Annotated in this window: 28 protein-coding genes, 1 pseudogene and 1 riboswitch; of the genes and pseudogenes, 26 read left to right on the top strand and 3 right to left on the bottom strand. The window is 33.2% G+C overall.

The features are described 5' to 3' along the window. The first annotated feature begins 88 nt into the window (after positions 1-88). Positions 89-739 carry a fructose-6-phosphate aldolase gene (gene fsa / locus M663_RS0105690; RefSeq protein ID WP_003869360.1) on the top strand — a complete coding sequence of 217 codons (651 nt, stop codon included), beginning with the start codon at positions 89-91 and terminating at the stop codon, positions 737-739. A 96-nt stretch (positions 740-835) separates the two neighbouring features. After that, on the top strand, positions 836-2,149 hold the full coding sequence (locus M663_RS0105685) for an extracellular solute-binding protein (RefSeq protein ID WP_029688266.1): 1,314 nt from the start codon (positions 836-838) through the stop codon (positions 2,147-2,149). A 16-nt stretch (positions 2,150-2,165) separates the two neighbouring features. Here the strand turns inward: M663_RS0105685 and M663_RS0105680 are convergent, their stop codons facing one another. Continuing rightward, complete coding sequence (locus tag M663_RS0105680; protein WP_029688265.1) at positions 2,166-3,827, bottom strand: penicillin-binding transpeptidase domain-containing protein; 1,662 nt, start codon at positions 3,825-3,827, stop codon at positions 2,166-2,168. 215 nt (positions 3,828-4,042) lie between these two features. Beyond that, a riboswitch (Fluoride riboswitch) is annotated at positions 4,043-4,102 on the top strand. A gap of 75 nt (positions 4,103-4,177) precedes the next feature. Here M663_RS0105680 and M663_RS0105675 point away from each other — a divergent pair. The 10 genes from M663_RS0105675 to M663_RS0105630 all read left to right on the top strand — a co-directional run bounded on the left by M663_RS0105675 (position 4,178) and on the right by M663_RS0105630 (position 12,641). Further along, positions 4,178-4,534 (top strand): DUF6062 family protein, encoded by a 357-nt coding sequence (locus M663_RS0105675; protein WP_337954490.1) that lies wholly within the window; start codon positions 4,178-4,180, stop codon positions 4,532-4,534. After that, entirely contained in the window at positions 4,521-4,730 is a 210-nt protein-coding gene (locus M663_RS0105670) for a hypothetical protein (protein WP_013337644.1), read from the top strand. The genes M663_RS0105675 and M663_RS0105670 overlap by 14 nt, the downstream gene beginning before the upstream one ends. A 318-nt stretch (positions 4,731-5,048) precedes the next feature. After that, positions 5,049-6,368, top strand: coding sequence for an ABC transporter substrate-binding protein (locus M663_RS0105665; RefSeq protein WP_029688263.1), 1,320 nt, complete (start codon positions 5,049-5,051; stop codon positions 6,366-6,368). A gap of 82 nt (positions 6,369-6,450) precedes the next feature. Next, entirely contained in the window at positions 6,451-7,335 is an 885-nt protein-coding gene (locus M663_RS0105660; protein ID WP_029688262.1) for a sugar ABC transporter permease, read from the top strand. Then, positions 7,335-8,162, top strand: a complete 828-nt coding sequence (locus M663_RS0105655; protein ID WP_012269102.1) for a carbohydrate ABC transporter permease — start codon at positions 7,335-7,337, stop codon at positions 8,160-8,162. The genes M663_RS0105660 and M663_RS0105655 overlap by 1 nt, the downstream gene beginning before the upstream one ends. A 19-nt stretch (positions 8,163-8,181) precedes the next feature. Beyond that, on the top strand, positions 8,182-9,657 hold the full coding sequence (locus M663_RS0105650; RefSeq protein ID WP_029688261.1) for a glycoside hydrolase family 32 protein: 1,476 nt from the start codon (positions 8,182-8,184) through the stop codon (positions 9,655-9,657). 66 nt (positions 9,658-9,723) lie between these two features. Next, entirely contained in the window at positions 9,724-10,692 is a 969-nt protein-coding gene (locus M663_RS0105645; RefSeq protein ID WP_029688260.1) for a carbohydrate kinase, read from the top strand. Positions 10,693-10,848: 156 nt separating this feature from the next. Further along, positions 10,849-11,823 carry a LacI family DNA-binding transcriptional regulator gene (locus M663_RS0105640; RefSeq protein ID WP_029688259.1) on the top strand — a complete coding sequence of 325 codons (975 nt, stop codon included), beginning with the start codon at positions 10,849-10,851 and terminating at the stop codon, positions 11,821-11,823. A 215-nt stretch (positions 11,824-12,038) separates the two neighbouring features. Further along, the gene (locus M663_RS15305) at positions 12,039-12,188 is read left to right on the top strand and encodes a hypothetical protein (RefSeq protein WP_156770930.1); all 150 of its coding nucleotides are present in this window, start codon (positions 12,039-12,041) and stop codon (positions 12,186-12,188) included. A gap of 27 nt (positions 12,189-12,215) precedes the next feature. Then, positions 12,216-12,641, top strand: coding sequence for a hypothetical protein (locus M663_RS0105630; RefSeq protein WP_029688258.1), 426 nt, complete (start codon positions 12,216-12,218; stop codon positions 12,639-12,641). Between the two features lie 17 nt (positions 12,642-12,658). Here M663_RS0105630 and M663_RS0105625 read toward each other — a convergent pair whose 3' ends face one another. Then, positions 12,659-13,288 (bottom strand): class I SAM-dependent methyltransferase, encoded by a 630-nt coding sequence (locus tag M663_RS0105625; protein ID WP_029688257.1) that lies wholly within the window; start codon positions 13,286-13,288, stop codon positions 12,659-12,661. A gap of 328 nt (positions 13,289-13,616) precedes the next feature. Between M663_RS0105625 and M663_RS0105620 the strand changes: the two genes are divergently transcribed. From M663_RS0105620 to M663_RS0105590, 7 genes are all read left to right on the top strand, one after another. Further along, positions 13,617-13,868: a DUF5320 domain-containing protein gene (locus tag M663_RS0105620; RefSeq protein WP_029688256.1), complete on the top strand. Its 252-nt coding sequence runs from the start codon at positions 13,617-13,619 to the stop codon at positions 13,866-13,868. 194 nt (positions 13,869-14,062) lie between these two features. Then, a complete protein-coding gene (locus M663_RS0105615) occupies positions 14,063-14,425 on the top strand; it encodes a NifB/NifX family molybdenum-iron cluster-binding protein (RefSeq protein WP_003870835.1) in 363 nt (120 codons plus the stop codon). 14 nt (positions 14,426-14,439) lie between these two features. After that, positions 14,440-15,288, top strand: coding sequence for an ATP-binding protein (locus M663_RS0105610; RefSeq protein ID WP_029688255.1), 849 nt, complete (start codon positions 14,440-14,442; stop codon positions 15,286-15,288). Then, positions 15,285-16,160 carry an ATP-binding protein gene (locus tag M663_RS0105605; RefSeq protein ID WP_029688254.1) on the top strand — a complete coding sequence of 292 codons (876 nt, stop codon included), beginning with the start codon at positions 15,285-15,287 and terminating at the stop codon, positions 16,158-16,160. Before M663_RS0105610 ends, M663_RS0105605 begins: the two co-directional genes overlap by 4 nt. Continuing rightward, entirely contained in the window at positions 16,157-16,501 is a 345-nt protein-coding gene (locus M663_RS0105600) for a NifB/NifX family molybdenum-iron cluster-binding protein (protein WP_029688253.1), read from the top strand. The genes M663_RS0105605 and M663_RS0105600 overlap by 4 nt, the downstream gene beginning before the upstream one ends. A gap of 19 nt (positions 16,502-16,520) precedes the next feature. After that, a complete protein-coding gene (locus tag M663_RS0105595; RefSeq protein ID WP_029688252.1) occupies positions 16,521-17,339 on the top strand; it encodes an MBL fold metallo-hydrolase in 819 nt (272 codons plus the stop codon). Positions 17,340-17,358: 19 nt separating this feature from the next. Then, complete coding sequence (locus M663_RS0105590; protein ID WP_003870840.1) at positions 17,359-17,694, top strand: NifB/NifX family molybdenum-iron cluster-binding protein; 336 nt, start codon at positions 17,359-17,361, stop codon at positions 17,692-17,694. On the opposite strand, the pseudogene M663_RS0105585 reads toward M663_RS0105590, so the two are convergent. Further along, positions 17,673-18,137: pseudogene (locus M663_RS0105585) on the bottom strand ([FeFe] hydrogenase H-cluster radical SAM maturase HydE); the annotation flags it as partial. The gene M663_RS0105590 and the pseudogene M663_RS0105585 overlap by 22 nt on opposite strands. Positions 18,138-18,308: 171 nt before the next feature. On the opposite strand from M663_RS0105585, the gene M663_RS0105580 reads away from it, so the two are divergent. The 7 genes from M663_RS0105580 to M663_RS0105550 all read left to right on the top strand — a co-directional run bounded on the left by M663_RS0105580 (position 18,309) and on the right by M663_RS0105550 (position 24,722). Next, positions 18,309-19,649, top strand: coding sequence for an FAD-dependent oxidoreductase (locus tag M663_RS0105580; RefSeq protein ID WP_004403546.1), 1,341 nt, complete (start codon positions 18,309-18,311; stop codon positions 19,647-19,649). A gap of 171 nt (positions 19,650-19,820) precedes the next feature. Continuing rightward, positions 19,821-20,957, top strand: a complete 1,137-nt coding sequence (locus M663_RS0105575) for an iron ABC transporter substrate-binding protein (protein ID WP_029688250.1) — start codon at positions 19,821-19,823, stop codon at positions 20,955-20,957. 61 nt (positions 20,958-21,018) lie between these two features. After that, the gene (locus M663_RS0105570; protein ID WP_029688249.1) at positions 21,019-22,083 is read left to right on the top strand and encodes an iron ABC transporter permease; all 1,065 of its coding nucleotides are present in this window, start codon (positions 21,019-21,021) and stop codon (positions 22,081-22,083) included. Then, a complete protein-coding gene (locus M663_RS0105565; protein ID WP_029688248.1) occupies positions 22,080-22,832 on the top strand; it encodes an ABC transporter ATP-binding protein in 753 nt (250 codons plus the stop codon). Before M663_RS0105570 ends, M663_RS0105565 begins: the two co-directional genes overlap by 4 nt. Before the next feature lie 110 nt (positions 22,833-22,942). Then, positions 22,943-23,359 (top strand): tRNA (N6-threonylcarbamoyladenosine(37)-N6)-methyltransferase TrmO, encoded by a 417-nt coding sequence (gene tsaA / locus M663_RS0105560; RefSeq protein ID WP_029688247.1) that lies wholly within the window; start codon positions 22,943-22,945, stop codon positions 23,357-23,359. 179 nt (positions 23,360-23,538) lie between these two features. Further along, a complete protein-coding gene (locus M663_RS0105555) occupies positions 23,539-24,141 on the top strand; it encodes a DUF1847 domain-containing protein (RefSeq protein ID WP_029688246.1) in 603 nt (200 codons plus the stop codon). A 113-nt stretch (positions 24,142-24,254) separates the two neighbouring features. After that, positions 24,255-24,722: a Fur family transcriptional regulator gene (locus M663_RS0105550; RefSeq protein ID WP_029688245.1), complete on the top strand. Its 468-nt coding sequence runs from the start codon at positions 24,255-24,257 to the stop codon at positions 24,720-24,722. Positions 24,723-24,736 lie beyond the last annotated feature (14 nt).

Raw genomic sequence — 24,736 nt, 5'->3', positions numbered from 1 at the left:
TTTTCCACAGTATAAAGCATGGCTTTTAATTTTTGAAAATTAGATATATAATAAAGGTAAATAAATTTGATAACGGAGGGATGAAGTGATGAAATTTTTTCTTGACACTGCAAATGTTGACGAAATAAGAGAAGCTAATGCATTAGGTGTAATATCAGGTGTTACTACAAACCCATCTCTTATTGCCAAAGAAGGAAGAGATTTTATTGAGGTAGTAAAAGAAATTACTCAAATTGTAGATGGTCCTATAAGTGCAGAAGTTATAAGCGATGACCATGAGGGTATGATTAAGGAAGCAAGAGAATTGGCAAAGATACATAAAAATATAGTAATAAAAATTCCTATGACGGCTGAAGGGTTGAAAGCAGTAAATGTTCTTTCAAAAGAAGGAATTAAAACAAATGTGACGCTAATATTTACAGCAAATCAAGCTTTATTAGCAGCTCGTGCAGGTGCGACATATGTAAGTCCTTTTGTAGGAAGGCTTGATGATATAAATACAGATGGCTTGCAGATTATTGAGGATATTGTTACGATATTCAATAATTACGACATAGATACAGAGATAATAACTGCAAGTGTAAGACATCCTATACATGTTTTACAGGCGGCAAAACTAGGGGCACATATAGCGACAGTACCATATAAAGTGCTCATGCAGATGGTAAAACATCCGTTGACAGATGCGGGAATAGAAAGATTCAAAGAGGATTGGAGAAAAGCAGGGCTTAAAATATAAATTGATAAAAAAGCAGGGTAGAATTAGGAAAGCTATCCTGCTTTTTAAGTTATTTAAGAGTAATTTTGAGAATATAGATAGTAAGAGGTGGTTAATGTGAGAAAGCCTTTTACTATTTTGTTATATTTGTTAGTGATATTTTTTCTTATGTATTGGCCTTACTATATGAATCTTTATGAAAAAGAACAAATACAAGAAAAAAATCAGACAGAAGAGGAGTTTAGGGGGATAATAACTTTTTGGGATTTTCCTCATCCTTCAATAGGAGACCCGGGAGGATTTGAATTTATAAAAAAGAAAATAGAATTATTTCAGTACAAATACCCGGGTGTGGTAATAGATTTTGAGCCTCTTTCATACAAAGACGGATATGAAAAACTGATTAACTCTTCTAAAGATGGCTCTTTGCCAGATATTTTACCTGTTGGGGCAGATTTTTATTTTATTTCAAAGGATTATTTAAGTCCTATCAATAAATATGTAGATGAAGAGTTTAAGAAGCAATACAAGGAAGGCGTTATTGATGCTATAAGTTATAAAGGCAATATTTATGGAATGCCTTTAGGAATGTATACTAATGTGCTTTTTTTAAATGTGGATATGTTTGATGAAAAAGAAATTAAACTTCCTGAAAACGGCGAGTGGAATTACGAAGAATTTGTGGATAGTATGATAAAATTGACTTATACTGAAGGTAAAAAGGATAAAAAATACTTTTATGGATTAGGCATTTCTCTTGCACCTGATAATTATAATTTATGGGGGTTTTTACTTTTAGATGGTGCGAGAGCTTTTGACAAAGAAAAGTATTCTTTTTTTGGCCCTCAAGCAGTTTCAGGGGTGCAAAAAGTTTTGGATTTATTCAATAAATATAAGGTGGTCAATCCTGTTTCACTTGAGGGAGACAGAGAAAAATTATGGCAAGACTTTATTACTACTAAAAACACTGCTGTATTAATAGAAGAAAGCTATAAAATAGCACAGCTTAAAAATTTACAGTCAAAAGGAAAGCTGTTTGAGTTTGATGTAGCGATGTATCCTGAAGGGGAAAGCGGCATCCCACTGACATTATCACCTAAAATATATGCCTATGGTATAAAGAAAGAAAAGGATGAAAAAAAGCTTGAAATGGAATATAAGTTTATAAAGTTTATTACAGAAGACCAACAAAAGGTAATTGAATTAGGTTATGTACCAGTTAAAAAAGACAAAATTATTGAAGACGATAAAATGAAAAGAATTGAATTAGCTACTAATTATACAAATATTATCCCACAATTTGGTGGATGGAGTAAAATAAACAACACAGTGATAGAAAAAATAAAAGAAGGGATAAAGAATAACAAAAATGCCTTTGATATAACAGAGGAAATAAAAAACAGTGTGAGTCAGTTGGTGCAGTACAAATAACGGGTATTGTTATTTTTTACTTTTTTACTGTGTCATAATATCTAAGAGTATTTCTTAATATTTCCTGGGCTATTGGTGCGGCTACTTCTCCTCCCATATGACCATTTTGCGTTGGATTTTTAACAAGAACTAATACGGCAATTTTTGGGTTTTCAACTGGTGCAAATCCAGCAAATGATGCTACGTATTTTCCTGGAGCATAATTTTCCGTTGTACCTGTTTTTCCACCTACTGTATATCCAGGTACTTGTGCCGCTTGACCAGTACCCTCTGTTACTGTTTTTTCAAGTATATACTTCATTGTATCGGAAGTTTTTTTAGAGATAACTTGTCTAACTATTTGAGGCTTATATTCTTTAATTATTTTATCGCCGTTTTCGATGTATTTTACAATATGTGGGACCATAAGGTTTCCACCATTTATAACGGCAGAAAAAGCCGTAATCATTTGGATTGGAGTTACAGCGATTCCTTGTCCAAAGGACATAGTAGCGAGGTCGACAGGATATATCTTTGACTTTGGCAAAATCATTCCACTGGCTTCTCCAGGAAGCTCAATTCCTGTTGGAGTGCCGAAACCAAAAGCTTGTATGTATTTATAAAAGGCATCGACACCTAATCGTTCTACTACCTGCATAAAAACTGTGTCACTAGATTTTTCTATAGCTTCTTCGAAGTTTATCTTACCTAATTTTGTCCAGCTATTAATTCTACGTCCTGATACAATATAATAACCAGGGTCATCAAATTGCTCATTAGGTGTTACTACCGCTGATTCTAAAGCAGCAGAAGCAGTAATTACTTTAAAAACGGAACCAGGCTCATAAATGCTAGAGACTGCCGGGTTTGACCAATAGTCTTGTGAGGATATTTTTTGAGGATTATTAGGATCAAAGTCAGGTATATTTGCCATTGCTAGGATTTCACCTGTTTTGGGATTCATGACTATTGCTGTTATACCATCTTGCGGTTTATACTTTTCATAGCCATTTTTTATGGCTTTTTCTGTATAACTTTGTATTACAGAATCAATTGTAAGGACAATATTATCACCATTTGTAGGTTTGTAAAGCTTGCTTGGGAGTCCTATTTTTCTACCTTCTGCATCAACAAGAGAGATTTCACGACCAGGGATACCACTTAAGTATTTATCTAAAGAATATTCAAGACCATACAAACCGTTCCCATCAATTCCTACAAAACCCAATACTTGTGATAGCATTTTACCGTTGGGATAGTTTCTCATAAAAGTATCTTCTACATATATCCCTGGTATGTTAAGACTTTTTATTTTGTTTATATCTTCTAGAGAAATGGACCTACCAAGTACAGCCCATTCTGAGTCTTTATTTGAAAGAATTTTATAAAGTGAGTCCTTGTCCATATTTAAATATTTATAGAGTTCTTCTGAAACTTTTTGTGGATTTTTTATAAATTTAGGAGCCGCAAATACATCTCCTGCTGGAACATTACAAGCAAGAATATTCCCGTTTACATCATAAATATTACCCCGTTGAGGCTTTAATATGATATCAGCAGTACTTTGCCTTTCGACTGCCATGGCAAGTTTTTCAGAGTTTATACCCTGTATCCATATAAGCCTTACGATAAGGGCGAAAATCATAATAGTAAAAAAGATAAATATGGTAAATGTTCGTTTTTTTACATATGATGTCAATTTTATTCTAACCCCTTTTTATAAAGATTTTGTTTATCCAATCTAATTATACCATAGATATTTTTGTGGTATAATTAGATAAAAAGATAAAAATAATTAAGATTTATTAAATGTTAAGCAAAAATCATAAATCCAAACCGAAAAACAGTTTTTAATATATAGCCTTTTCACTTGTGTTTTTGTTTAAAAAATGTATAATATATTATAGAGAAAAATTAAATAAGGGTGATGAAGCTCACCTTATTGCCGTGAAGGCTAATGGCTTCTACGCGCTTTCGTAGAAGCCATTTTTGTTTATTTGACAAAAAAGAGAGGATGAGGTTTTTGAAAAATATAAGGGAGGTTGTCCAATATGCAAGGTTATAAAAGACGAAGAAAAAGCCTATTGTGAGCATTTGTTTGAAGATGAGGTTTTAAAAGACCCTGAAATGTATGTCAAAATAAGAGAGACAAATTTTTGCCATTATCATTTGGAATTATTGAATAATTCATATGATAAATTGGGTTTGGCAATCGCATTAAAAGAGAACGTCACTTATAAATTACAGCAAATTACGGAGAAACGAAAATCTTTAAAGAAAAAAAGGAAAAAAGAAACAAAAAACAAATGCCTTGTTTGTGATTATTTAAGTGAAAGAGATAAATACCAAATGCATATATTGATAGATATTTTACAGGCTGATAAAGATTTTGTTGAAGGGCAGTAAAAAGGACCCATATATTGAACAGGTTATTGTTTGGGCTCTTGGAGAGATTGGCGGAGAAGAGTCTCACAGGTTTCTTTTAGAAAACAAAGATAAATTCTCAATTTTAACAAAAAATATCATTGAAAATTCTTTGGAGAAAATTAAAACAAGAGTGGCAAATAAGGAGGATGTGTCCCATTCAAAATATCTACTATAATTGTTGTACACGTGGTTAAATACGTACATTAGCGAGGAAGAAACTAGGTTATTAAATTTATCTATTAATATATCTGGCTCTAATGTTTTTAAGTCACGATTTGAATCTTCCCAAAAGGAAAAGGTAGAACGATTAGTTGAACAAATTAACAAAATAGCAAGATACAATCTATTATAATATTAATAAGTTTCAAAAATGTCAACCGTATTATAAACGGTTGACATTTTATCAAAAAATTTATGTCAAACGGTTGACATATAAAAATTAATCAAGTATAATAAAAGTAAATTAAAAAGATTTCAAAGAAAGGGGATTGTCATGAAAAGAAAAATTTTATCCATTATGTTGACGTTTGCATTGGTTTTTTCGCTCATGGCAGGCTGTGGTACAAAAAGCAGCAATAATGGAGAAAGTAATAGTACTGCCACGGCAACAAAGACTGTAAAAATTACTTTGCTAAATTCTAAGGGGGAAATTCAGGCTCAATTAGAAGATGCAGCTAAAGCTTTTACAAAAGAAAATCCGAATATTACTGTAGAAGTCATTCCTGCAGCAGCCGGTCAGTCACCTTTTGAAAAGGTTACCTCCATGTATGCATCTGGTAATGCACCGACAATGGCAATGTTAGATCCAGGTGATATAGCAAAATTCAAAGATAAATTCTTAGATTTAAGCAGTGAAAAGTGGGTAAAAGATGCAATAGATGGTGCTTTAAATGCAGCTACAGTGGATGGAAAGGTTATAGCGTTCCCATTTGCTGTTGAAGGATATGGACTTATTTACAACAAGGCTGTACTGGACAAAGCTTATGGTGGAAACTTTGATCCGAGTTCTATAAAGACGCGAGATGCTTTAGAAGAAGCATTTAAAAAAGTAGAAGCAACAGGTGCTAACGCACTAGAAATTTCTCCAATGGATTGGTCTTTGGGCGGACATTTCCTTCCAATAGCATATGCAGCCCAATCTAAAGATCCTGCTCAAGTAGCTCAATTTTTATCAGACTTAAAAGCTGGAAAAGTTGATTTAGCAAATAATAAAGTGTTTAATGGCTTAATGGAGACTTTTGACATGATGAAAAAGTACAACATAGATAAAAATGATCCATTATCTCCGACTTATGATAGAGGACCAGAGCTTATTGGTAAAGGTGAAGTTGGATTTTGGTTTATGGGAAATTGGGCATGGCCACAGATAAAAGAATTTGATACTGCAAATGGACAATACGGCTTTATACCTGTACCAATCAGCAATAACCCAGATGACTATGGTAATTCAGGTATACCTGTAGGTGTAACAAAATTTATCGGCATAGATAAAACACAAAATAGTGCTGAGCAGCAAGATGCAGCTAAGAAATTTTTAGATTGGTTGGTATACAGCTCTACAGGTCAAGACATGCTTGTGAACAAACTTAACATTATACCTGCATTTAAAAATATAACTTTACAACCGCAAGATCCCCTTGCTAAATCTATTTTGCAGTATGTTAAGAGTGGTAATACTTTAGAGTTTATGACTACATTGCCACCTGACCATTGGTCAAAGTTAGGAGCTTCAATGCAGAAGTATTTGGCAGGCAAAATTGACAGAAAAGGCTTGATTAACGAAATAGAAAATTATTGGAAAAATATTCAATAATATGTAAGGTTTGATTGAATAACGGATAGAATGTTATTGTCTATCCGTTATTCAATATAAAAGTGTGAAGGAGGATATGAATGTGAATCAAGAAAAAACTTTGTTGGCTAAACTCAAAACGTACTTGATATTTGCAGGACCTACTACCTTTGCTTTTCTCACAGTAATAATACTACCGTTTTTATATGGAATATATTTAACTTTTACTGATTGGAACGGTATTTCTGCTACACATTCTTTTGTAGGTTTTCAAAATTATTTACAAGCATTCAAAGACAAAGTATTTTGGACATCTTTTTTATTGACATTAAAATATGTATTTTTCACAGTAATATTAATTAACGTTATAGCATTTTTCTTAGCATATATGTTGACAAGTGGCGTAAAAGGCCAAAATTTCTTTAGAGCAGGATTTTTTACTCCCAATTTGATAGGCGGGATATTATTAGGCTTTATATGGCAATTTATTTTTTCAAACATTTTAGTATATTTAGGAAAATCATATGATATACCGATTTTGTCAGGTTCTTGGCTGTCAGATCCTGACAAAGCTTTTTGGGCTTTGGTTATTGTGACAGTTTGGCAGTATACTGGTTATATGATGGTGATATATATTTCAGGTTTTATGAATATACCGAGAGATTTGTTAGAGGCGGCAAGTATAGACGGTGCAAATTTTTATCAAAGATTAAAAAATGTAATACTTCCGTTAATGGCGCCTTCTTTTACTATAAGTGTTTTTTTGACTTTACAAAGAGGGTTTATGGTTTACGATATAAACTTGGCTTTGACAAATGGAGGGCCTTACAAAAGCACCGAACTCATATCACTTCATATATATAACACTGCTTTTTTAAGTCAACAGTATGGTATTGGTCAAGCAGAGGCGTTTTTCCTCTTTTTTGTGGTAGCGGCTGTGACGTTGCTTCAAGTGTATTTTAGCAAAAAGCTGGAGGTGGAAAATTGATGGAAAAGAATAATCGCCTACTTAATGGAATAAAATTTTTTGCTTTAAGTATTTTTTTGGTACTTTATATATTTCCATTTTTTATAGTTTTAATTAATTCCTTTAAAGAGAGAAAGGAAATACTAGAAAACCCACTCAAGCTTCCGTCGGTGCTGAATTTAAGCAATTACATTGATGCTTTTACAAAAATGAATTATATGCATGCTTTTTTGAATTCTTTGATTATAACTGCTTTTAGTGTATTTTTGATTACATTGCTGTCATCAATGACTGCTTATATATTTGTGAGAAAAAAGTGGAAGTTCAATCAGTTTATGTTCTTTTTTATGGTGGCGTCTATGATTATTCCTTTCCAAGGGATAATGATACCCCTTGTAAAAATATATGGTTCTATCGGGATGATGAATAGCAAATGGGCATTGATTTATATGTATGTAGGTTTTGGTGCATCTTTGGCTGTATTTATGTATCACGGTTTTATAAAGAGTATACCATTGGAATTAGAAGAAGCTGCTACTATTGATGGATGCAGCCAGCTTCAGACTTTCTTTAAAATTGTTTTTCCGCTTTTAAAGCCAGTAACAACAACAATAGCTATATTGGATATATTATGGATATGGAATGACTTTCTATTGCCATATTTAGTACTTATGGCACCAGAGCAGAGAACTTTACCGCTATCTGTTTTCTATTTTTATGGAACTTACACGATTGAATATGGGCCTGCTATGGCAGCTCTTATGTTAGCTACAATTCCTGTAATAATTGTATATTTACTAATGCAAAAGCAGATTATAGAAGGCGTTTTAAAGGGTTCAATAAAATAAAGGTCTGGAGGTAGTAGAATTGGAATTGAGAAATATAAATGATGCAAATAAGTATATTCAAGCAAATAAGAGTAGATTAAATTTACAATATAGATTGAAATACCATCTAATGGGTGAATATGGTTGGATTAATGACCCTAATGGATTTATATATTACAAGGATAATTACCATTTGTTTTATCAGCACAACCCTTATGATGCAGTTTGGGGGCCGATGCATTGGGGGCATGCGATTAGTAAGGATTTGGTTAAATGGACTTATCTTCCAATAGCGTTAGTGCCGGGAGATGATTTTGACAAAGATGGGTGTTTTTCAGGTAGTGCCATTGAAAAAGACGATATGTTATGTTTGCTGTATACTGGACACATATATACAGGACCTGATAAGAGTAAAAATTATAAGCAGGTTCAAAATTTGGCTTACTCGAAAGATGGTATTAATTTCGTAAAATATAGTAAAAATCCTGTAATTGGAGAAAAGCAAATTCCAGAAGAAGCAAGTAAAAAGGATTTTAGAGACCCTAAAGTTTTTAAAAACGGACAATATTATTACATGATGTTAGGTTCAAATGATGGAAATGGACACGGGCAGGTATTATTGTATAAATCAACAAATTTAAAAGATTGGGATTTTGTAAATATACTTGCGAGAGGGAATGAAAACACAGGTTACAATTGGGAATGTCCTGATTTATTTGAATTACAGGGCAGGCATGTACTGATGGTATCTGCAGAACATATAAAAACTAGAGGGAATGATTTTAATAGTACTCACTCATCTATATATTTTATTGGAGATTTAGACATAAACAAAGGGATATTTAAGTTTGATATTGATGGTTATCAACAGATTGACTATGGATTTGACTTTTATGCTCCACAAACTACTAGTGATAAATTGGGAAGAAGGCTTATGGTTGCATGGATGGATATGTGGGGGGAAGTTATGCCAACACAGGAAAGAGGCCATAATTGGGCTGGAGCCATGACATTACCAAGGGAAATTTTAATGGTTAATGGTAAATTATATTTTAGGCCGATTAAAGAAATAGAAAACTACAGAAAAAATCATTATAAGCTTATAAACTTAAAGATAGATGGAGAAAAAAACTTAGACACATATGGTGACTGTTATGAACTTGAAGTTGAGTTTGAGGGGGGTAAAGCAGAGGAATTTGGTTTAAAAATAAGAAAAGGAGACAATGAAGAAACTATTTTATCATATAAAAGAGATGAATCATTATTTATATTTGACCGCAATAAATCAGGTATAGGACCTAAAGGAGAAAGGAAAATAAATGTAGCTTTAAAAAATAATAAACTTAAACTCAGAGTATTTGTAGATGTAAGTTCGGTTGAGATATTTATTAATGATTGGGAAAAAGTAATGAGTGGAAGGATATATCCTAGCAAAAATTCAGTGAATATATCTGTATATTCCAAAGGGGAATGCAAAATTAATTATTTAAATAAATGGGATATTGTTGTAGATTAAATTTATTGATAAATTTAAAGTGAGCGTTACCACAGTGTAAAATAAAATCTGTGTGGGGTGATTATAATGTATGATGTTATAGCTTTAGGTGAGTTGCTGATTGATTTTACTCCTGCAGGGTTTTCTGATAATGGAAATACACTATTTGAAATGAATCCTGGGGGAGCACCTGCAAACGTGTTAACTGCTGTTACAAAATTAGGAGGAAAAGGTGCTTTTATAGGTAAAGTAGGTGATGACCAATTTGGATATTTTTTAAAAAAAGTGCTTGAAAATAATCAAATTAATACTGACGGTTTAGAATTTACTACAAAAGCAAATACAACTCTTGCTTTTGTACATCTTGATGACAAAGGAGACAGAAGCTTTACTTTTTATCGAAATCCGGGAGCTGACACAATGTTGGAAGAAGAGGATATTGAACTGGATTTGATAGAAAAAGGAAAAATATTTCATTTTGGGTCTTTATCTATGACAGATGAACCTGCGAGAAGTGCCACATTAAAAGCTATTGAATATGCAAAACAAAATAAAAAAATTATTTCATATGACCCAAATTGGAGGCCACCTTTATGGGAAAATGAAACTGTTGCGAAAAAAGAAATGGTTTTGGGATTACAATATGCAGATATAGTGAAACTATCTGAAGACGAACTACAATTTCTAACTGGAGAATCAAACTTGGAATATGGCAGTAAAACATTATTTGATATGGGGATAAAACTAGTTTTAGTAACTTTAGGAGCAAAAGGTTGCTATTATAGACATACATCGGGCACAGGACATATACCTGCATATCGTGTAAATGTGGTAGATACAACAGGAGCTGGAGATGCTTTTTTAGGAGGAGTTCTTTATAATATATCAAAAATAGATTATCCCATAGAGAAATTAAAAACTCAAGAACTCGAAAAAATTATTGACTTTGCTAATGCTACCGGTGGCCTATGTACAACTAAAAGAGGAGCAATTCCTGCAATGCCAACATTAGAAGAAGTAAAATATTTACTAGTACATGGTGTAAAATCGTTGTAAAATATGCCATTAGTCCATATAAAAATTTTGTAGGCTAAATTAAGCGAAAGAAAAGCGATTTTAATACACTTACTGTCTCAAAGAAAACTTTAATTGTAATGACGATAAAGGTATAATAGAAAAGGAGATAAAAAGTAGTAATAGAAGGTGATAGACATGCCAACTATAAAAGACGTAGCGAAAAAAGCAGGAGTTACTGTTACGACTGTATCAAGGGTTTTAAATAACAGAGGCTATATAAGCGAGGTAACGAGAAAAAAAGTCTATGAGGCGATGAAAGAATTAAATTACCAGCCTAACGAATTAGCAAGGTCCTTATACAGAAAAAAATCCTATTTAATAGGTTTATTAATTCCCAATGTATCACATCCTTTTTTTGCAGAATTGACCGGTTATATAGAATATTATGCTTATCAAGAAGGTTATAAAATTTTGTTGTGCAATTCTGGGCAAGATAGTAGCAAAGAAAAAGGATATATAGATATGCTGAAAAGACATCAAGTTGATGGTATAATTATTGGCAGTCATACCTTAGAAGCAGAGCAATATTTAAATGTGAAACTTCCTATAGTAGCAATTGATAGATATTATTCCAATGTACCTTATGTAGCTTCAGACAATTATAAAGGTGGAATTTTGGCTACAAAACTTTTAATACAAAAGGGATGTAAAAAAATCGCTCACATAAGCGGACCATTGATTTTGAATACACCGGCTAATAACCGTTATAAAGCGTTCAAAGATGTAGCAACACAAGAGGGTGTGGAACATTACGTTGTAGAAACAAAATTAAATAGCTTTGAAATAGAAGAATTTAAAAAAATAGTAAGAGGCCTTTTTAAAGAACATCCAGACATTGATGGTATATTTGCCAGCAGTGACTTAATCGCTGCTTCTGTAATAAGTGTGGCTAAAGAGTTAAATAAAAAAATACCTCAAGATTTGAAAATTGTAGGTTATGATGATATAAATGTTGCTAATTTGGTAGTTCCCTCTTTAACAACCGTAAGACAACCAATTAAAGAAATAGCAAGAAAAGCTATTGAACTGATATTACGCCAAATAGATGGTGAAAAGGTGGAAAAAGAAAATATTTTGCCTATAACTCTGATAGAGAGGGAGACTACGTAATTTTGACCTCTCTTGACTTTTTTATTCAATTAAATGTATAATTTTATATGCTGGCCCAAATATTGGCTTAAATGGAATATACCCTATTTATAAATTTCTGACTTTGCCAACAAGCATAGGCTTCCATACTAATGTGGAGGCCTATATTTATTATTCAGTACAAGCACAAGACAAACTATAAAATCATATATAAAAATGAGTATATAAAATTTTATATGAAAAGAGTGATCGCTATGAAAGAAGAAAAAGAAGGATTAAATGCTTATTTGCTTGTAATTGTACTTTCGTTGATTCTCTATTTCGGTTTGGGTTATGCAAAACCTGAAGAGCCAGCGATAATAATTTTTCCACTGCCAATAAGATGACATAAAAGTTATAGGGGGAGAAAATACATGTTTTCATCGGATAATTTAGAATCCCAATTGAAAGATTTGCTATTAAAGCTAGGATTAAGGGAAAATAGCGAAGAGAATGGTCAAAAAGAAAATAAGGAGGAGGATAAAGATGAAGGAGGTGGAGAACATCCTGATGTAGATGGAGGGAAAGGTGATAAAGGGAATGGGGAAAATGGTGAAAAAGATAATACAGGTGGAAAAGGAGGAGATGAAAAAAAGAAGGGAGTCTTAACCCCTTCACAGATAATGGTTATTTTAGGTATACTTAGTGGAGCTTTGGAACCTATCTCAATAATTGTGGATAGAAATCAAAATGTGCAAATTGTTTTATCAGGTACATTGATAGAAAAAATAGAATCAAAAGAGGATACGCAACCCAAAGAAGGGGATTTTTTAGACAACGTAATAAAAGCTTTGTTTTAAAAAGTGTAGTTCAAATATCATTTTTTAGCGCTTATTACTATGAAGGAGCCTTTGCCAAAGCCATATCTTACAGGTTCTTTTTCTTTTATTTCATCAAGTTTTTTAAAAATGGTCTGTGAGAAATTGAAATTTTTAAATCCTGCTTCGTAAAGCAATTCAACTATTTCACTTGTAGAATAAAACGTTGCTTCTTTGTAAAATAGACTTTTTTCTTTATTTGTTTGATATATTTTGCCAATTGTGCTCTCTCTATCTACAAAGCCTATTAAAATTGTACCGCTATTTTTAAGTACTCTAAAACATTCTTTGAAGGATTTTAGCACATCGTCTACAAAACATACAGTCGTCACCATTAAAACAAGGTCAAAAGAGTTGTCTTCAAACGGAAGATTTTCTGCTACTCCATCTACCACATTAAGACCCCGTTCTAAAGCAATTTTTCTCATTTGATAAGAAGGTTCTACTCCGCTTTTTATACCTAGAGGTACTGCAAACTTTCCAGTTCCGATTCCTACTTCCAACCCTTTTTCAAATTTCGGCATAAGCAATTTTACAGCATCTAATTCCGATTGATAGGCGTATTCATTTTTTTCAAACCATTCTTCATATCTGTCAAAATGTTTTTCAAAAGCAGATATTTTAGGCATATTTTAAGCCCCCTTCTTTTTATTATTTTCTTCCTGGATATGCTTTTTTAAATCAATCTTATTTATCAGTTCATCCTCTGGTAAATTTATTATAGATTATCTCAGTTTTTTTCGAAATAGTCTAAATTTTTATAGTAAACCTTCCATTGATTTCATTATATCATATAACAGAAATATAATGAAAATACGTGAAGAATTAAATCAGGTTTTAAAAATTCAACAATAAAAAGCTTTTTTTGGGTAAAATATTATTGACATAAGTCCATAACAGTGATATTATATAACTAGGTAATGGTCATATGACCAAAATAAAAGAGGAGGGATTGATATGCCAAGAGGAGATGGAACAGGTTTCGGTTGGTTCGGCAGAGGAAGAGGATTTAGACATATGTACTATTTAACAGGACTTCCTGGTTGGGCAAGAGGATGGTATGGTTATGGGTATCCTCAATATCCTGGCTACAATATAAATGAAAAAGATGTTTTAAGTGCCGAAGCAAAATATTTGGAAGACCAATTAAAATATATAAAAGAAAGATTGGACCAATTAGAGAAAAAAGACGATAAAAAAGAGGAATAATTAGTTTTAAAAGTCGCAGTCACGCAAGTGGCTGCTTATTTTTATGCTTTAATTTGATATAATTTGGCTAAAGTGTTATAGTAAAACAGATTAAGTGCGCTTTTTGTTTAATAAATTTATTGACATATGACAAAAATAATAATATATTAATAAATGTAAGTAACATATGTCAATAATGAAATGGAGGATGCAATATGAAAATAGCTATTTCCTCAGAAGGAAAAACTCTTGAAGCTAAGGTGGATTCAAGATTTGGACGAGCTCAATATTTTATTATAGTTGATAGTGAGACGATGGATTATAAAGTTATTGACAACGCTGCAGTAGCCCAAAGCAGTGGTGCGGGCACTAAAGCGGCACAGACTCTTATAGATGAAGGTGTACAAGTTCTCATCTCAAGCAGTGTAGGACCAAACGCTATGGAAGTATTTAAAGCAGCAGAAATTCCAGTATATAAAGCAATAGAAGGAGATGTAAAAACAAACATAGAGCTTTTTAAAAATGGAAGCCTTGAAAAGATAACAGAAGCGACAAATCAAGGACATCACCATCATTAAAAGGAGCATTGAAGATGAGAAGAGTCAAGATTTCTGTATTGAGTGGTAAAGGTGGAACAGGAAAAACAACTGTTTCTGTTAACCTTGCCAAAACTTTTAATAATAGCCTGTATGTTGATTGCGATGTAGAAGAGCCTAGCGGCTATTTATTTTTAAATCCTCAAATAGAAGATGAAAAAACGGTTGAAGTCATAATACCTGAAATAAACTCCGACAAATGCACATTATGTGGTGAGTGTGTAAAAGCGTGTAGATTTGGAGCTTTGACAAAATTAATCAAAAAAATTCTCGTGTTTGACCACTTATGCCATTCCTGCGGAGCTTGTTTTGAGATGTGTCCTTATGATGCCATAGTAGAAAAATACAAACCTATTGGAACGATAAGGAAGGGCAAAGCCCAAAGCGTAGATTTTATAGACGGAAAATTAAATTATGGAGAAGCGACTGGAGTGCCTATTTTAAAAGAGATTAATAAATTGATTGAGAATGTAGATAAACCTGTAATAGTGGATAGCCCGCCAGGGACTTCCTGCCCAGTTATACATTCTATTGAAGGAAGTGATTTGTGCATTCTGGTTACAGAACCTACCCCTTATGGTCTGCACGACTTTGATTTAGCGGTACAGCTTGTGAAACAGATGGGTATTCCTATGGCCGCTGTCATTAATAAAGCTGGGGAAGGGGACAATATTATCGAGGAATACTGCGAAAAAGAAGGCATAAAAGTTTTAGCGAAGATTCCTTTTAAAAAAGAGTTTGCAGAGGCCTATTCAAAAGGTAAATTGTTGATTGAGGTTAATGAAGAGGTAAAAGGAATATTTGAGAAATTGACGACTGATGCATTGGAGTTGATAAAAAAATGAAGCAGTTAGCAATTTTAAGCGGGAAAGGTGGTACAGGGAAGACCACAGTTGCCACTACGTTGAGCACCATTGTCAAAAATAAGATTATGGCGGATTGTGACGTAGAAGCTCCTAACCTAAATATAGTTTTGCAAGGAGAAATAATAGAAAAGCAAGACTTTTACGGTAAAGAGACGGCTGTGATTGACAAAAACAAGTGCATAGAATGTGGGATGTGTGAAGAGCTTTGCCGCTTTAATGCGATTTCTAATTTTGAAGTAAATCCTTATTATTGTGAAGGTTGTGGCCTTTGCATGTATAAATGCCCTGTTGAAGCGATTAAATTGGTAGAGGAAAAAACAGGCCATGTAGTATATGCCAAGACAAAGTCGGGAGAAAAAGTAGTATATGCAGAGCTTTTTCCTGGAGCAGATGGTTCAGGGAAATTGGTGACAGAGGTGAGAAAGAAGGCGAAGGAAGTAAGTGACGATAACGATGAGTATTTGATAATTGATGGCACTCCAGGAATAGGATGTCCTGTCCTTGCTTCTGCTACGGGTGTTGATTTGGTATTAATTGTTGCAGAACCTACACTTTCTGGTTTTGCTGACATGAAGAGAGTATTGTCAGCGATAGAAAGCTTTAAAGTTCCTTCCGTGGTGTGTGTCAATAAATGGGATTTAAATAAAGAAGTATCACAACAAATAGAAAAATATTGTGAGGAAAACAACATTGTGGTTGTTGGGAAAATAGATTTTGATGAAACGGTTGTAAAAGCTTTAAAAAATTTACAAAGCTTAAGTAGTAATCCTGACAGCACTGCTTACCAGCAAATTTATAAAATGTGGCTTAGGATTAAAGAAATTTTAGATGAAGGGGTGGAAAGTAAATGAAAATTGCTGTTGCTTCAGAAGGCGAAGAAGTTTCAATGCATTTTGGACATTGTGAAGGTTTTTGGATTTTTGATGTGGAGAATGGTAAAATAAAGGACTCTACTTTTTTACCTAATCCCGGTCATAGGCCAGGATTTCTCCCAGAGTTTTTAAAAGACAAAGGAGTTGATTGTATAATTTCTGGAGGAATGGGGACCAGTGCTATTGAGCTTTTTAATAGTTATGGAATAGATGTAATAACTGGCGCTGAAGGAAATGCTACAGAAGTGGCAGAAAAGTACATCAATGGTACTTTGATATCTTCTAACAGCCCTTGTGAAAAACACGAACATCACCATTAAAGAAGAGAGGAGAGAATAATTGGAAATACAAGTGCTTATAGAAAATGTGGTTTTTAATAAAAATTTTGTAGCAGAACATGGATTATCAATTTTAGTAAAAAAAGATGATAAAGAAGTTTTGCTGGATACCGGCCAGAGTGAAAACTTTATAAAAAATTGCGGTTTAATGGGTATAGAGGTGGGAAGAATAGAAAAAGTGATCCTTACCCATGGGCATTATGACCACATCGGAGGACTAAAAGGGTTACTTGAAAAGAATCCCAATGTAAAAATATATGCTCATAAGCGGATTTTAGATAAAAAATATGCATTGAGGAAAAATGGAAATATAGATGAGATAGGTTTTAATTTAGCAATTTATAATAAATACAAAAATAATTTTGTGCTAATAGATGAAGATACAGAAGTAGAAAAAGGTTTTTTTGTGATCACAAACATTGACATAGTTTATGACAATGAATTCACTACTAAGAATTTTTTAATTGAAGAAAAAGGAGAAAAAATAGAAGATAAATTTTTAGACGAGGTTTTTGTAGTAGTAAAAGAGGAAGATGGAATTAATGTAATTACAGGATGTTCCCATGCAGGTATATTAAATATTTTGAGAACGGCAAAAAGGCGTTTTGAAGGAAGTTCTCTCAAGTCATTAATTGGAGGTTTTCATTTAAGAGGTATGCCAGAAGAAGAAATCATAGAAATAGCCAAAAAAATAGATAGTTATGGAATAAAGAAAATATATACAGGTCATTGTACGGGAATAGACGAATATGGAATCCTAAAATCTGTTTTAAAAGACAAACTATCTTATTTGACTACCAGTTCATCAATTATTGTTTAACAGATGAGGAGGACTTTTTGTGATAAAAGTAGCAATAGGCTCTAACGACAAGATACATTTATCAGATAAGCATTTTGGCATGAGCAAGTATTTTATAATCTTTGAAGTAGATGAAAATAATAGCTACAAAAAAGTTGAAGGAAGGGAAAATCCCTATGGGGGAGATAAACATAAACATGCTGAGACAGATGAGATAATGGAAGTTTTAAAGGACTGTCAAGTTTTTATTGGCAAGGCAATGGGTAAAGAGAGCCAAAGGAGAATAAAAGAAGAATGGAATAAAACTCCTATAGTAGCGAAAGATGTAGACACTGTTGAGGAAGCTATAGAACTTTATTCTAAAAAATTTTTGTAAAGAAAGGAACGATTGTTATTTAATATTTTTTTACGATAGCCTTTATCTTTTCCAATTGTCCTATTTTGGGATAAAATAAGCTTTTTGATATTTTCAAGGCTATTTACAGCTTCAGAGGGATTGTCAGGTACTTTTCCAGGATAAAGTTTATATAAATTTTTATACTCATCTATACCTATATTTGGCATTATTACATTAGCTCCACACTTTAGTCCTTTAATATAACCTGCTTTGTCTTTAACAGCCAAAGCAGTAGTAGCAGGTATGTTAATGTCAGGCAATAGTAGTCTTGATAAAGCCAACATTTTTAATACAATTTCCACATTGCCGCCTTTTTCCCTTTCTAAAGGTGTGTTTTCGCAAGGTATAAAAGGACCTATTCCTAGCATATCTGCATCTATTTTTTTAAAGAATATGAGGTCTTGTGCCAGCATTTCTAACGTATAAAACAATTGTTAATAAAAAATCAATAAAATTGTTAAACTATTTTCTTAACAAATTTTTGATATTTTATTGACATAAGTTTATTATAATCCTATAATTTACGTAGAGGTACCCTACAGGGTAGGGGGTAGTTTCTAGCAAAATGCAAAATATAGGAGGTAATAGAAGTGATGGAAACTGATGTTTTGGTCATTGGAGGAAGCGCAGGTGGAATTTTAGCAGCTTTATCTGCTAAAAAAACTTACAAAGATAAGAAAGTTACTGTTGTAAGAATGGGAGAACGGGTAATGGTTCCTTGCGGTATTCCGTACATTTTTGGAACATTAAAAGACACATCTAAAAATGTTATACCCGATGCAATGCTTACCAATGCTGGTATTGATTTAATAATAGATGAAGTTCTTTCAATTGATAGGGAAAACAAAAAAGTTAATGCTAAAAAGAGTGGAGAAATTTCCTACAAAAAACTAATTTTAGCGACAGGTTCTTTGCCAATAGTTCCTATTTTTATACCAGGGCATGACTTAGAAAATGTATTTACAATAAAAAAAGACGAAGAATACTTAAAATTTGTTCAGCAAAAGATTAACGAGGCTCAGGATGTTGTAGTAATTGGCGGTGGATTTATTGGTGTTGAAATGGCAGAGCAGGTGCAACTTCTTGGCAAAAATGTAACAATAATTGAGGTTGCTGACAAGCTTTTGTGGCAAGCCTTTGACCCTGAATATAGTGATATGGCAGAAGCTACATTAAAAGAACATGGTATAACAATAAAAACAAATACAAAAGTTACAAAACTTATAGGGGATACAAAAGTAAAAGAAGTAGAACTGCATACAGGTGAAAGAATAAAAGCTGACGTTGTCATATTAGCTATGGGAGTGAAACCAAATACTAAGTTAGCTGAAGCTGCAGGTATAAAACTCAATGAAAGAGGAGCAATAACAGTTGATGAATACATGAGAACTAACGATCCAGATATATTTGCTGTTGGTGACTGTGCAGAAAAGAAGTGTTTCTTTACAAGAAAGAATGTTCCTATACTTCTTGCCTCTACTGCGGCTAATGAGGCAAAAATTGCAGGTGTAAATGTATTTCAATTAAGATTGGTTAGGGAAAATAAAGGTACAATAAGTGCTTTTTCTACAAAGATATACAATACTGCTTTTGCTGCTGCAGGTCTTACAGAAACGCAAGCAAAAGCTGAAGGCTTTGATATAGTAATCGGAGAATTTAGCACAATGGACAAACATCCTGGAACTTTGCCTAATGCAAAGAGTGTGAAGATAAAATTGATTTTCTCAAGATATTCTGGAGTCATGTTAGGAGCTCAAATAGCAGGAGGAGAAAATGTTGGTGAAATGATTAATATTTTAAGTCTTGCAATACAAAAAGGAACAACAGCGTCAGAATTAAATACCTTCCAAGTGGCGACACATCCACTACTCACATCTTCTCCTGTGTCATACCCAATAAATTCAGCTGCTTTAGATGCTATGTCAAAGATATGAGAATTTTAAGAATTAAAAAAACAGGCCAAATTTGGTCTGTTTTTTTAATGCCTATTGTTTTCGCTATTTTTTTGTGTTATAATTTTTAAAAAAGTAACACCGTATTATACTACTCGTATACATTATACATGGACCGATAATAGTAAAAATTTATTAATGGAGGGGTAATTAGTGTCAAAACAATTAAAAAAATTTAATGGAATAGTTGCTATTTTGTTAGTGATTGTCATTTCTTTGACAGCTTGTAGTAAAGCTTCACAAAATCAATCTCAAACTTCTCAAACTTCCAAGGAAACAGTTCAAACAGTTACAGATTTAGTTGGAAGACAGGTAGAGATAAAGACCCCAGTACATAAAGTTGTAGGGATAGGTCCAGGAGCTTTAAGACTTATAACCTATATAGATGGGATTGATAGAGTCGCAGGAGTAGAAAATATAGACAAAAAACTTGTAGATGGTAGAACCTACAATATGATTTTTCAAGAGAAATTAGCTCAACTTCCTACTATTGGACAAGGTGGTCCTGATTCTACAGCAGATGCAGAGAAATTAGTTGAAGTAAATCCTGACGTTATTTTTGTGATATCTTTGCTCGACAAAGCCAAAGCTGATGACTTGCAGGCCAAAACAGGAATTCCTGTGGTAGTTTTAAGCTATGGCAAACTCGGTACTTTTGAAGAGGATGTATATACCTCATTAGAGATTATAGGAAAGATTATGGGAAAAGAGGATAGAGCTAAAGAAGTAGTTGACTACATCAAAGGAATTCAAAAAGATTTACAGGACAGGACAAAGGATATATCAGAGGATAAAAAGCCAACTGTTTATATAGGTGCACTAGGATTTAAAGGTGCACACGGTATAGAGAGTACACAAGGGAATTATCCGCCTTTTATGGCTGTAAATGCAAAAAATGTAGCTGATACTTTAGGACAAAAAGGAAGTATCATGATAGAAAGAGAAAAATTATTAGATTGGAATCCTGATATAATATTCATTGATGAAGGGAACTTTGATTTAGTTAAACAAGATTATCAAAAAAATACTGATTTTTATAAAAGTTTGAAGGCTGTTAAAAATGACAATGTATATGGAATTTTACCTTACAACAATTACACTACAAATATTGACACAGCTTTGGTAGATTCCTATTGGGTTGGAAAAGTTCTTTATCCAGAAGCATTTAAAGATATCGATCCTGTAGAAAAGGCAAAAGAAATTTATAGTTTGTTTTTTGGAGATTACGGAAAAAATGTGTATGACAAAATGGAAGAAGTGTATGGGGGTTTTGAAAAAATTAAGTTTTAGAGTATAACATAATTCCTCCGCTTTTCGAGTGGGGGAATTACAAAGATAAGGGGATGAAGCTTTGAGACAGTCATTTATATATACTGTACCGGATAGCTATAATAAATATATCAAAAGAAAAATATTGATTATATTTTTAACAGCTTTGGCTACATTTGTACTTGCAGTATATGCTATAAATGCAGGTTCGGCTGGCATTAGTACCTATGATGTCATAAAAACGTTGTTAGGTAAGGGAGAAGAGAGATTTCGTATCATAGTTTGGAAAATTAGGATGCCAAGGGTTTTAACAGCAATTGTAGCAGGAATTGGTCTTTCAGTTGCAGGATGTGTAACCCAAAGCATTTTAAGAAATCCCTTAGCCTCTCCTTTCACTTTAGGTATTTCTCAAGGAGCAGCTTTTGGAGCAGCAGTAGCTATAATTGTGTTTGGTGCAGGTAGTACTGCAAATTCTGATTCTGTGATTATAAACAATCCTTATTTAGTAGTCTTTTTTGCTTTTTTGGGTTCTATGGGTTCGACAATGGTTGTATTGATGTTGGCAAAAAGCTTTAGAGTAACTCCTGAAGCGATGGTTTTGGCAGGAGTAGCTTTAGGGTCTTTGTTTTCAGCAGTTACTATGATTTTGCAGTATTTTGCTGATGATGTAAAAGTGGCTTCTGTAGTTTTTTGGACATTTGGAGATATAGGAAGGGCATCATGGAAGGATTTGGGCATAATGTCTGTAGTTATAAGTATTTCTCTGATATATTTTATGTTTAACAGATGGAACTATAATGCTTTAGACAGTGGAGAAGAAACGGCAAAAGGTCTTGGAGTTGACGTGGAAAGAGTAAGATTATTAGGGATGTTTGTCTCTTCTTTAATTGCTGCCGTCATTACCTCTTTTGTAGGAATTATAGGCTTTATTGGACTTATTGGACCTCACATAATGAGAAGATTAATTGGAGGAGACCATAGATTTTTAATTCCTGCTTCTTCTGTAATGGGAGGTTTAATACTTTTAGCATCAGACACTTTAGGCAGAACTATTATTTCACCGGTAGTATTACCTGTGGGAGCTATAACCTCCTTTTTGGGAGCACCGGTTTTCCTCTATGTGCTTTCAAGGGGGTATAAGAGATGATTTTAGATATAGATGGCATTGAATTCAGTTATACCAGTGTGCCCGTTTTAAAAGATGTTAAATTTACTCTTCAAAGAGGGGAGTTACTTTCTATTTTAGGAAACAATGGGGCGGGGAAATCTACTCTTTTGAAGTGTATAAATAAAATTCTAAAACCTCACAAAGGAGCAATATATATCGAAAAAGATGAAATTTCAAAATTAAGTAGAATAGAGACAGCTAAAAAAATAGGATATGTGGCGCAAAGGAATGAGAATGGTCGATTTACTGTATTTGATGCGGTACTTTTAGGAAGAAAGCCTCATATAAAGTGGGATGTGACTGAAAGGGATATAAAGATTGTAAATGAGGTGTTAAAAAAATTTGATTTAGAAAAATTATCACTGTGCTATTTGAATGAGTTAAGTGGAGGAGAATTGCAAAAGGTAGTCATAGCGAGGGCTTTAGTACAGCAACCTATTGTAATGCTTTTGGATGAGCCGACAAATAATTTGGATTTGAAAAACCAAATCGAGGTTTTAAGAATTATAAAAGACACGGTGAAAGAGCAAAATATAGCAGCAATTGTTATAAGCCACGATTTAAATTTGGCACTTAGATTTTCTGATAAATTTTTACTTTTAAAAGATAATACCATTTTTGTCTATGGTGGGATAGAAGTCATGACAGAAGAAAATATAGAGGCTGTATATGGGATTCCTGTTGCAGTAGAAACCTGCCGAGGAGTACCCGTTGTCATTCCACTTTAACAGCTCGGACAAGGGGGACGGTTCCTTCCGTCTGAGTTTTCGGACATGAAGAACCGTCCCTTCCGTCTGAACTTTCATTCCACTTTAACGGAAAGGAAGGGGTAATTGCCGTGGAATTGATATCTATAGGTGTGATACACAGTCCTTATAAAAAGAGAGGGGAAGCGCCTCATCAAGGAAGGGTGAGCGATAAGGAAGCAATGTTGGAAATATACCCTGAGTTTCAAGACGGGCTTCATGATATAGAGAGTAAAAAGCACATAATAGTTCTTTACTGGTGCCATTTAGGGAAAAGAGATGTCATAAAAACTGTCACTCCATGGGGGCCGGAGGTAAAAGGAGTATTTGCCACTCGTTCTCCTTCAAGGCCAAACCCTATAGCTTTTTGTGTGGCTGACATTGTAAAAATTGAAGGAAATAAACTTTATGTAAAAGGTGTAGATGCCTTAGATGGAAGTCCTATACTGGATATAAAGCCTTATGTTTATGAACTTGACAGTATAAAAGGTCCAGAGGATACATTGTAATATACCCTTCAATACAGTTAAAATATGTGGCAATACACTACGGAGAATGAGATAAGATTTAAGGAGGGGAAAAAGGTCTGTATAGATTGCTTTGAAGAATAACCCCCTTGCACAGGGGAGAGGGATATGCTATAATTTTTTTAGCGAATATTGTATACAGTATACAAGAGGTGAATAAAATGAAAGCAATTTATACTTGTGGAATATGTCCTAAAAAGCCTTGTGCTAAAGGGGAGGCTAATTTCCCGAAAAATTGCCCTACTGTTGAAAGAAGGGATATAGTAGAACAATCTGTAGCAATATATAAACAAGATGAAATGGTTCATAAAATAATGAACTTTGCCAATACTCTTCCTAAAAAGAAAAATGGAGAGTTGAGAAGTAGAACTGAGGAAATAATAGAGTTTATTAAACAGATGGGATTTAAAACTATTGGCGTTGCATTTTGTTATTCTATGAGTAAAGAAGCGAAACAATTTGTAAAATTATTAGAACAATATGATTTAAAAATTGTTCCTGTTTGCTGTAAAGTCGGTTCTATTGATATAGAAGATATAGACATTCAAAAAGATAAAGAGGGATTTGTTGCTACTTGCAATCCTATAACACAGGCAGAGATAATGAACCAAGAAAATACAGAACTCAATGTAGTAATAGGTCTTTGCGTAGGCCATGACATACTTTTTAATAAATATTCTAAAGGGTTAGTCACAACACTGGTGGCAAAGGACAGAAAATACGCTCATTGTCCTGTAAAAGGATTAGAAGCTGTTAATGCGTAATTTAGTGGAAAGAGGCATTAGGCTTTTTGTATGAAGCCTCTTTTTTTATTGACATATGTCAATAAAAGGTGTATATTTAAATTGAACATATGTTAAAAATATGGTGGTCTATGATGGATAAAAACAAAAACGATTTGATGTCATTAATAATAAAAACATTGAAAGCAAGTGGCTTAAAGATAACTGAGAAACGCCAAATTTTGATAGAGGTATTTTTGAAGAGCCCTAATATTCATTTTGATTTTGATACACTCCTTGAGGAAGTTAGGAAAGAATGGTCCCATTATGGTGTAGCAACTCTTTATAGGAATTTAAGAATTTTTGTAGGCAAGGGAATATTATCAGAAAATATAATAGAAAACAAAAAATACTATGAACTTAAAATGTTTAACAAAAAAAAGATTCACGCTCATTTAATTTGCAAATATTGTGGTAGTATAGACGAATATTACAGCCCAGATTTGGTAAAGTATATAAAAATGATAGATAAAAAATATGACTTTGATGTGTATTATGGAGAATTGAATTTTTATGGAATATGCAGTAATTGTAAAAGGACTATAAAAAATGATTTAAAATAGGCAAAAATAATTGC

It is taken from the genome of Thermoanaerobacter sp. A7A, from assembly GCF_000445185.1.
Taxonomy (GTDB): Bacteria; Bacillota; Thermoanaerobacteria; order Thermoanaerobacterales; family Thermoanaerobacteraceae; genus Thermoanaerobacter.
The sequence above is the reverse complement of the archived record's forward strand: the minus strand, read 5'-3'. Positions and strand labels throughout refer to the sequence as shown.

What these genes read in the sequence shown, in the direction of transcription:
- fsa (WP_003869360.1), top strand. Translation starts at nt 89, where the DNA reads ATGAAATTTTTTCTTGACACTGCAAATGTTGACGAAATAAGAGAAGCT.
- M663_RS0105665 (WP_029688263.1), top strand. Translation starts at nt 5,049, where the DNA reads ATGAAAAGAAAAATTTTATCCATTATGTTGACGTTTGCATTGGTTTTT.
- M663_RS0105655 (WP_012269102.1), top strand. Translation starts at nt 7,335, where the DNA reads ATGGAAAAGAATAATCGCCTACTTAATGGAATAAAATTTTTTGCTTTA.
- M663_RS0105645 (WP_029688260.1), top strand. Translation starts at nt 9,724, where the DNA reads ATGTATGATGTTATAGCTTTAGGTGAGTTGCTGATTGATTTTACTCCT.
- M663_RS0105640 (WP_029688259.1), top strand. Translation starts at nt 10,849, where the DNA reads ATGCCAACTATAAAAGACGTAGCGAAAAAAGCAGGAGTTACTGTTACG.
- M663_RS15305 (WP_156770930.1), top strand. Translation starts at nt 12,039, where the DNA reads ATGAAAAGAGTGATCGCTATGAAAGAAGAAAAAGAAGGATTAAATGCT.
- M663_RS0105630 (WP_029688258.1), top strand. Translation starts at nt 12,216, where the DNA reads ATGTTTTCATCGGATAATTTAGAATCCCAATTGAAAGATTTGCTATTA.
- M663_RS0105625 (WP_029688257.1), bottom strand. Translation starts at nt 13,288, where the DNA reads ATGCCTAAAATATCTGCTTTTGAAAAACATTTTGACAGATATGAAGAA.
- M663_RS0105620 (WP_029688256.1), top strand. Translation starts at nt 13,617, where the DNA reads ATGCCAAGAGGAGATGGAACAGGTTTCGGTTGGTTCGGCAGAGGAAGA.
- M663_RS0105615 (WP_003870835.1), top strand. Translation starts at nt 14,063, where the DNA reads ATGAAAATAGCTATTTCCTCAGAAGGAAAAACTCTTGAAGCTAAGGTG.
- M663_RS0105610 (WP_029688255.1), top strand. Translation starts at nt 14,440, where the DNA reads ATGAGAAGAGTCAAGATTTCTGTATTGAGTGGTAAAGGTGGAACAGGA.
- M663_RS0105605 (WP_029688254.1), top strand. Translation starts at nt 15,285, where the DNA reads ATGAAGCAGTTAGCAATTTTAAGCGGGAAAGGTGGTACAGGGAAGACC.
- M663_RS0105600 (WP_029688253.1), top strand. Translation starts at nt 16,157, where the DNA reads ATGAAAATTGCTGTTGCTTCAGAAGGCGAAGAAGTTTCAATGCATTTT.
- M663_RS0105580 (WP_004403546.1), top strand. Translation starts at nt 18,309, where the DNA reads ATGGAAACTGATGTTTTGGTCATTGGAGGAAGCGCAGGTGGAATTTTA.
- M663_RS0105565 (WP_029688248.1), top strand. Translation starts at nt 22,080, where the DNA reads ATGATTTTAGATATAGATGGCATTGAATTCAGTTATACCAGTGTGCCC.
- M663_RS0105555 (WP_029688246.1), top strand. Translation starts at nt 23,539, where the DNA reads ATGAAAGCAATTTATACTTGTGGAATATGTCCTAAAAAGCCTTGTGCT.
- M663_RS0105550 (WP_029688245.1), top strand. Translation starts at nt 24,255, where the DNA reads ATGGATAAAAACAAAAACGATTTGATGTCATTAATAATAAAAACATTG.